This is a genomic window from Mumia sp. (genome assembly GCF_028803055.1).
GTDB lineage: Bacteria > Actinomycetota > Actinomycetes > Propionibacteriales > Nocardioidaceae > Mumia.
Genome location: NZ_JARBCJ010000157.1, coordinates 1 through 7993, shown reverse-complemented (window position 1 = coordinate 7993; position 7993 = coordinate 1). Strand labels below are relative to the sequence as shown.

At 70.4% G+C, this 7993-nt stretch carries 8 protein-coding genes; all 8 read right to left on the bottom strand.

Going from position 1 to position 7993, the window contains the following annotated elements; genetic code table 11:
* On the bottom strand, positions 1 to 573 hold a 573-nt coding region (locus tag PV363_RS13830; protein ID WP_301022609.1), incomplete at its 3' end, for a hypothetical protein.
* Positions 570 to 1154: a hypothetical protein gene (locus tag PV363_RS13825; protein ID WP_220342079.1), complete on the bottom strand. Its 585-nt coding sequence runs from the start codon at positions 1152 to 1154 to the stop codon at positions 570 to 572. The genes PV363_RS13825 and PV363_RS13830, both read right to left, overlap by 4 nt.
* Entirely contained in the window at positions 1121 to 2389 is a 1269-nt protein-coding gene (locus tag PV363_RS13820; protein ID WP_301022608.1) for an MlaD family protein, read from the bottom strand. Before PV363_RS13820 ends, PV363_RS13825 begins: the two co-directional genes overlap by 34 nt.
* Positions 2386 to 3492 (bottom strand): MCE family protein, encoded by a 1107-nt coding sequence (locus tag PV363_RS13815; RefSeq protein WP_220342081.1) that lies wholly within the window; start codon positions 3490 to 3492, stop codon positions 2386 to 2388. The genes PV363_RS13820 and PV363_RS13815 overlap by 4 nt, the downstream gene beginning before the upstream one ends.
* Entirely contained in the window at positions 3492 to 4730 is a 1239-nt protein-coding gene (locus PV363_RS13810; protein ID WP_220345330.1) for an MCE family protein, read from the bottom strand. Before PV363_RS13810 ends, PV363_RS13815 begins: the two co-directional genes overlap by 1 nt.
* Entirely contained in the window at positions 4727 to 5710 is a 984-nt protein-coding gene (locus tag PV363_RS13805) for an MCE family protein (protein ID WP_220342083.1), read from the bottom strand. Before PV363_RS13805 ends, PV363_RS13810 begins: the two co-directional genes overlap by 4 nt.
* Complete coding sequence (locus PV363_RS13800) at positions 5698 to 6810, bottom strand: MlaD family protein (protein WP_220345331.1); 1113 nt, start codon at positions 6808 to 6810, stop codon at positions 5698 to 5700. Before PV363_RS13800 ends, PV363_RS13805 begins: the two co-directional genes overlap by 13 nt.
* Positions 6807 to 7993, bottom strand: a 1187-nt coding sequence (locus PV363_RS13795) for an MCE family protein (protein WP_301022607.1), incomplete at its 5' end; no start/stop codon positions are given. The genes PV363_RS13795 and PV363_RS13800, both read right to left, overlap by 4 nt.

Genomic DNA, 7993 nt, shown 5'->3' with positions numbered 1-7993 from the left:
GGACTGGTCGACGAACGCGAGGACGCGGACACGCGAGTCCGAGCACTCCTGGCCGCACTCGAGGGGGGCGATCGCGCGCACCGTCGCCGTCACGTCGATCTTGCGCTGCTTGGCCGCCGAGGCGACCTGCGGTGCGAGCTGCTCGTACTCCTTGGCGAAGTCCGGGGTCATCCGCTCGGTGGCGGCCTCGAGGTCCTCGGTCACCGTCGCGTGCCGATAGCTGAGCGTCGACTCCAGCGCGGCCGACGCCGCCGAGGTGGCCTTCTCGGCAGCGTCCACCCGTGCCTCGGCATCGCCCTCGGTCTGGCGGACCGCCAGCGTCGCCACGACCGCGAAGGCCACCGCCGCGACGGCGAGCACGGCCAGGGTGGCGAGGACGATCCGGGCACGTCGTGACAGCGGGGCCCGTGGGGTCCGCGGCGCGCGTGGACGGGCCTCGGGAGCCGCCTCGACGGCGTCGCTACCACCCTCCTCGACGGACGGCTCGGGGCCCTCCACCGGCTCGTCGTGCTCGTCACCGGGCGTGGCGGGACGTCGCCGCTCCCCCGCGATCCGAGGCCGTCGGTTGCTCATGACCCGCTCCCCTGCGTCGGCGTCGGCGTCGGTGCGGCACCCGGGGCCGGCGTCGCGGCCGTCTCCACCGTCACGTTGGTGAAGCTGTCGACCAACCAGCGGTCTCCCTCACGGACCAGCGCGACACGCCAGCGGAGCCGAGGCTGACCCACCTGGACGTCCTTGGGCTCGGTCTCCACCGTGATCGCGGCGAGCACCTCGGCGCTGTCGTCGTCGATGCTCTCGATCGCCACCTGCTCGACGTTGCCCTTCGACACGATCCCCGTGTCGGCGAACTGTCCGAGCAGGTCCTTGGTCGACGCCTCGAACTGCACGGCGAGATCGTCGGTCAGCAGCGGCTTCACGCGAGCGACGTACGGGTCGAGGTCCTTGACGTCGTAGGAGTTGACGCTGGTCGCGAACTTCTCCGTCGCCGCCCGGACGTCCTGGCGGGCGGCCGCGTCGGCGTACGCCGGGATCTGCGGACCCCGCACGAGCGCGACGACGCCGACCACCACCCCGGCGACGACCACCGCCGCGAGCGCCACAGCGAGCAGGCGGGTGCGGGTCAGCGTGCGACCGCCGGTCCGAGCAGCATCCACTTCCAGGACTCCTTCCCGAGGTCCGGGGCGTCAGGGATCGTCGTCGTGCCGCCGACGTCCACCTGACCCGTCGCCACATCGTACGTACCGAGAACCTCGCTCTCGTCACGTGTCACCCCCGCGGGGCTCGTGCCCCCCTTGGCGGCGGCCGCGGACCGCGGCTGCGGCTCGGCGCACGCGAACGCACGCTGCCACGCCGCCGGGGTGCGGTCGAACGGCGTCCGCTGGCGCGACCGGGGCAGGTAGCCGGTCTCGCACGGGGCGTTCTCCGGCTGCAGCGAGAGGCTCATGCGCGCGGCGTACTGGCCGGTGCGCGAGTCCTTGGCGATGATCGAGAAGGCGCTCTCGACGCCGTACGGGGCGATGACCAGGACCCCACGGATCCCGTCGAGGCGTCCGCGCACCACGGTGTTGAGCCGGATCGCGTCACTGAGCAGCGACGCGATGTCGTCGGCGTTCTCGCTGAGGACGGTCCGGAGCGTGGCCGCGGTCGGGGCGCCCGTGTCGAGAACGGTGCGCAGGTCCTGGTCCGAGGTCCGCATGGCGGTCGAGAGGTCGCGCAGGTTCGTGGCGAACGCGCGGATGTCGTCCTGGCCGTCGACCTGGGTCTGGAGCACCGTGGTCGACTCGCGGATCAGGTCGGCGGTCATCGCGTACTTCTGGTCGGCCTTGGTGATGAACGAGCTCGTCGCGTCGATGGTGGTGCGGATGTCCTTGCCCGACCCCTCGAAGGCCGCCCCCAGCTCGGTGATGACGGTGCTGAGGTCGTCGGCGTCGACGGACGACAGCAGCCCGCTCACGTCGGTGATCAAGGTGCGGGTGTCGACCGGGACGCGGGTGCGCTCACGGGCGACCACGTCGTCCTCGCCGAGGAACGGCCCGGCGGCCCCCTCGGGCTGGAAGTCGAGGTACTGCTCGCCGACGGCGGACTTGTTGGCGACGACGACCGCGGTGTCAGCGGGGATCCGAGGCGCGTCCTCGTCGATCCGCACCTCCACGTCGACACCGTCAGCGGTCAGCCACATCTCCTTGACCCGGCCGACGCTCACGCCGCGGTACGTCACGTCGGCACCGGTGAAGATGCCGCCCGACTCGGCCATCTCGACGGTGACGGAATAGCCGCTGCCGCCGATCAGCCGGTCGAGCCGGGCATAGGTCGCCCCGACGTAGGCGATGCCCACGAGCGTGATCACGAGGAAGAGCACGAGCTGCACGCGTACGCGACGGGTGATCACGGCGCCACCACCGTCCGCGCCATCACGCCTGCGACGTCGTCACTGCGCAGGGCCGCCTTGAGCGACGCCCGCTCGGCCTCGGTCATGAGGCCGATGGTCTTCGTGAAGTCGGTGGTGAAGTCGAGGGACACGTTGGTGTAGTCGCCCATCTGGTACGCCGCCGCCTGCTCGGGGTTGTCTCCCAGCAGGCTGTCGGGGAACGGGAACGTCGGCAGCACCTCGAGCGAGCTGATCAGCGCGTCCCCTGCGGAGGCGAGGTTGTCCAGCACCGGGTTGAGCGCCTTCAGGTCTGCGACGACGGACTGCTTGGACTTGACGATGACCTCGGTGCCGACGCCGCTCAGCGTGTTGAGCGCTCCCAGCATGCGCACCAGGTTGGCCCGCTGCGCGTTCACGGTCTGGAGCGCTGCCGGCAGGTCGTCGAGGGCGTCGTCGATCGCGGACTGCTGAGTCCTGGTCGCCTTCGCGAGCGCGTCGATCTGCTCGATGGCGACGACGATCTCCTTCTTGGAGGCCTCGGCCGTGCCGACGAACTCGTCGAGGCGACGCAGGAGCGTGCGCATGTTGGCCTCTCTCCCGGTCGTGGCCGCGTTGAGCTCGCGGGCGATGACCTGGATCTTGTCCACCGCCCCGCCGTTGAGGACGAGCGAGAGTGCGCCGAGGACCTGCTCGACCTCGGGGGTGTGGCCCGAGCGCACCAGCGGGATGCGGTCACCCTCGGACAACCGGCCCTGCGCGCCCGAGGGAGGCGGGGCGAGCGACACGAACTTCTCGCCCAGGATGCTGGTCTGGCGGATCGCGGCGAGGGCATTGTCGGGGAGCTCGACGTCGCCGTTGACCTTCATCGTGACGACGGCCTGCCACCCGTCGAGCGCCACGTCGGTCACCCGGCCGACGGAGACGTCGTTGACCTTCACCGCGCTCTGCGGCACGAGGTCGAGGACGTCCTCGAACTCCACGACGACGGTGTACGGGTCGTCACCAAGGTCGGCGCCACCGGGGAGGGGAAGGTCTCCGACGCTGCCGCGTCCGCATCCTGCCGTCAGCACCAGAGCAGCCGCGAGCACCACCGCCGCCCTCGCGCGTCCGAACGTCTCACGCATCACGCCACCCCCATCAGAGCCACGAGACCGGCGTCGTCCGAGGCGTCCGCCCCACCGGCGTCGCCGGGTGCCGGCGGCTCGGCGGCCGGGGACGCGGCTCCGTCGGAGCTCGTACGCCTCGCCTGGTCGGCGAGCCACCACACCAGCTGATCAGAGAGGGCGTAGCACGTCGTCCTGTACTTCGGGTTCTGGTTGGAGGCCAGACCGCAGTAAGCCCCGACGTACACCGCTTCGGTGAGCGTGCGGTACCTGCCGTCGTCCTTGCGCAGGATGGTGGCGCGGGTGTCGAGGGTGCCCGTGGTCGGGTTGTAGGCCGTCGCCAGGTTGGACAGCGCCTTGGGCCCGCGGTCCAGGAGTGCGGCAAGGTTCTTGCGCTGGTCGGCGAGCGACTCGGTGACGTCGGCGAGCCCGTCGACGTTCTTGCGGAGGCTCGCACGGTTCTCGGCCACGTACGACTGGACCGTGCCAAGGGCCGCCGCCAGCTCTCGCAGGGCCGCCTGGAGGTCGTCGCGCTCCCCCGCCAGCACCGTCGACACGTCGGCGAGACTCGAGTTGAACGACCGCACCGAGGCGTCGTTCTGCTCGAGCGCCGAGACGAAGCGCTCGATCTTCTCCATCGACGAGAAGAGCTCGTCCTTGGACCCGTCGGCCGTCGTCGTCACCTTGGCGAGTGCGGCGATGCTGCGGCGGATCTCTTCGCCCCGGCCGTCGAGGTTGTCAGCCGACGTCTCCAGGAGCGTGCTCAGGGCTCCGTCGGCGTTCGCTCCCTGCGGACCGAGCGCCTTCGCCACCCGGTCGAGCGCCTCGTAGCTCTCGTCGAGCTCGGTCGGAGTGGCCGAGCGCTCCTGGTCGAGGTGAGCGCCGTCGGCGAGCTTGGGGCCGCCGGCGTACGCCGGCGTGAGCTGGACGAAGCGGTCCCCGACCACCGAGGGCGACACGATCACCGCGGTGACGTCGGCGGGCACCGCGTAGTCGGCGTCCCACGAGATCTTGACCCGGACGGTCGACCCGCGCGGCGTGATGGACTCGACCGTCCCGACGTCGACCCCGAGGATGCGCACGGTCGACCCCTCGTAGAGGGAGACGGTCCGGTCGAAGTCGACGGTCGCCGTCTGCTTCTCCGACCGTGGCAGCAGGATCACGACCAGGGCCGCGACGAGTGCGAGGACGAGCACCGCCGCGACGCCCTCGACGACGCGACGGGAGACCCGGGGGGCGCGCGTGACGTCGGCGCTCACAGTCCGTCCTCCAGTCCGAGGATGCTCAGCAGGTTGTAGAGGAACCCGTCGAGCCACGGTCCGTTGCCTCCGTTGCTCGCCACCATGGAGTAGAACGCCGGCAGCTGCTCGAGGGCCGACTCGATGTTCTTCTCGTTGGCCTTCAGGACCTTCACCACGCCGGCGAGACGGTCGAGCGCCGGCTTGAGGTCGGCCTTCGTGTCCGCGACGAGCTTCTGGATCTCGTCGGACATGCGGGTGACGCCGACCAGGACGTCGTGGATGGCCTGCCGGCGCTGGGTGAGCGCCTCGAACAGCACTCCCCCGTCCTCGAACAGCGACACGACCTCGGAGTTGCGGTCGGCGAGCACACCGGAGATGCCGTCGATGTTCTTGAGCAACGTCTTGATCTCGGCGTCCCGAGCGGCGAGGTTCTCCGACAGCGCGGTGACACCCCGGACCGCCTTCTGGAACTCCTCCGGCGTCTTCGACGTGACCTCTCCGAGGGTGCGCATCGCGTACGCCAGCTGGTCGGTGTCGATCTGCTGGGTCGTCTCGCTGAGGTCGGAGAACGCCTGGACGATGTCGTACGGAGGGGTCGTCCGCGAGGCGGGGATGACGCTCCCCGGCTCGAGGGTGCCGCCCCCTGCGGGCTCGAGGCTGACGTACATCGTCCCGAGCAGCGTCTTGATCCGGACCGATGCGCCTGTCGCCTTCCCGAGGCGGTCGCGCTCGTCCTTGATCCGGAACGACACGCGCACCTTGTCGCCCTCCAGCTCGAGGTCGTCGACCTCCCCGACCAGCACACCAGCCATCCGGACGTCGTCACCCTTCTTCAGGCCGCCGACCTCGGTGAACTCGGCGGCGTACGTCGGCCCGCTGCCGACCAGCGGCAGCTTGCTCGCCTGGCTGGCCACCACGAGGAACAGGGCGATCACGAGCACGCTCACCGCACCGACGACGGCGGCGTTGCGCTCGCGGAACGGCTTCATCGCACGCATCGGCTCACCCCTGGTCCCGTCACGGTCACGCGCCTGGTGGTCTTGAACGGGCGGGCGTTCTCCCACCCCGGCACCCCGCTCAACGACGGCAGCTTGCCGTCGATGCCGACGTCGCAGACGTAGAAGTTGAAGAACGAGCCGTACTGGCCGGTCCTGCCGATCCGGTCGATCTTGATCGGAAGGATCTGGAGGGTGCTGTCGAGGGCCTGGCGTGCACGCTTGGTGCCGATCTGTGCGGTGAGGTCCCGCAGGTGCGAGATGTCGGCGGTGAGGTCGGGCCTCACCGCGGTGAGGAGCCCGGCCGTCTCGTTGGTCAGCGACGCGATGTCGTCGAGCGAGCCGGTGAGGACCCCCCGGTCGTCCTTCAGCCCGGTGATGAGCTGCTGCAGGGTCGAGATCGTGCTGGACAGCTCGGCGTCGCGGGCGTTGAACGACTTGAGCACCGTCGTCAGGTTGGTGATCACCGACCCGATCAGGTCGTCACGGTCGGCGAGGGTCTGGGTCAGCGACGCGGTGTGACCGAGCAACGACTCGACGGTGCCGCTCTCGCCCTGGAAGACCTGGATGAGCTCGTACGCCAGCTGGTTCGTGTCGTCGGGCGACAGCGCCTGGAAGAGCGGCTTGAAGCCGGCGAAGAGGACGGTGAGGTCGAGCGCGGGCTGCGTCCTCGACATCGGGATCGTGTCACCCGGCTCGAGGCGCCGGCTCGTCCCCTCGGCGCCCTCGGTGAGCGAGAGGTAGCGCTGGCCGATCATGTTGCGGTAGCGCAGCGTCGCCAGGGTGCTCTCTGTCAGGGTCACGTCGGAGTCGACGCTGAAGGTGACCTCGGCAGTCGCGTCGGAGTCGACCCGCACACCGACGACGTTGCCCACGCGCACCCCGGCGATCCGGACGTCGTCGCCCTCGACGAGGCTCGTGACGTCGGCGAAGACCGCCTTGTACTCCTTGGTGTCGAGGAACGAGACGTTGCCGATCACGACGGCGAGGATCCCGGTGAGCGTCCCGGTGACCACGAGGAACAGCAGCAGGCGGACGAGCGCTCCGCTGGTCTTGCGGTCGAGCCGGGGGTCGAGCGTACGGCGGCGTCGGCGGCGACTCATCCGAACGTCACCTCCGCCCCACGCAGCACCGGTCCGACCAGCGCCTGCGCGACGTCGGGCACGTCCTCGGCCGCCACACCCAGCGCCGGCGCGAGCACGGCATCGATCTGCTCCTCCTCGGCCTGCGAGCCGGCGGGGCTCACCCTGGCCGGTGCCACCAGCGGGGCGGCCTTGCCGAGCGGGCCGTCGATGCCCAGCTGGCGGAGCAGGGCGTTGCTCATGCCCGGAGCGGGCCGGGAGCCGTCGTACGGGGTCGAGGGCAGGGTCGAGCACGTCGGGTCGAGCGCACTCCCGCCCCCGCTGACCGGCGGGAGGTCGGCGGCGTCACGGCGGTCGTACGCCCGCGGCGAGCGCGCCGCGAACTCGACCGTGACGTGGGCCCGGTTGTCTCGGAACGCCGAGTCGATGCGCGGCTTGAGCCGGTCGACCCCCTTCAGCACGCAGCCGATGGTCGGGGCATAGTCGGCCAGCAGCTCGAGCGTCGGACGGGACTGACGCGCGAGCGTGATGAGGTCGTCGCCGGTCCGGTCGAGGAAGGCGTCGGCGGTGGTCGCGAACGCTGCCGTCTCGACGAAGAGCGCCTGCAGCTGCGCCTTGCGGCCGGTCAGCGTGTTGCCGGTGACGACCGCGTTGCGCAGCGTCTGCCCGACCTCGGGCATCACGTCGGCGTAGGTCTGCGCCGTCTCGCCGAGGAGCGTGATGTCCTCGACGATCCGCGGGGCGAGCGGGGTGATCTTCTGGAGGTAGGCCTCGAGGGTCTCGAGGGATGCGCCGATCGCCTCCCCCTGGCCGTCCAACGCCTCGGCCACCGCGTTGAGCGTGTAGGAGAGGTCGGCCGGGTTGAGCGCGGTGAGGATCGGGTCCAGGTCCACCAGGAGAGTCTCGACCTCGGCCGGCAGGTCGGCCTGCGCGATGACGTCGCCGGACTCGATCGGGGTACCGGCCGAGGCCGCCACCGGTTGCAGGTCGACGAACTTCTCGCCGAACAGCGTCTTCGGCACGATGAGCGCCTCTACGTCGGAGGGGATGAGGGGCTGGTAGTCGGGGTCGATCATCAGGTGGATCGTGGCGCGTCCGGTGTCGGAGGTGATGTCGGAGACCCGGCCCACGATGACTCCGCGGAGCTTGACGTCGGCGTTGCGGTTGAGCTGCAGGCCGACGCTCTCGCTGCGGATGGTCACCG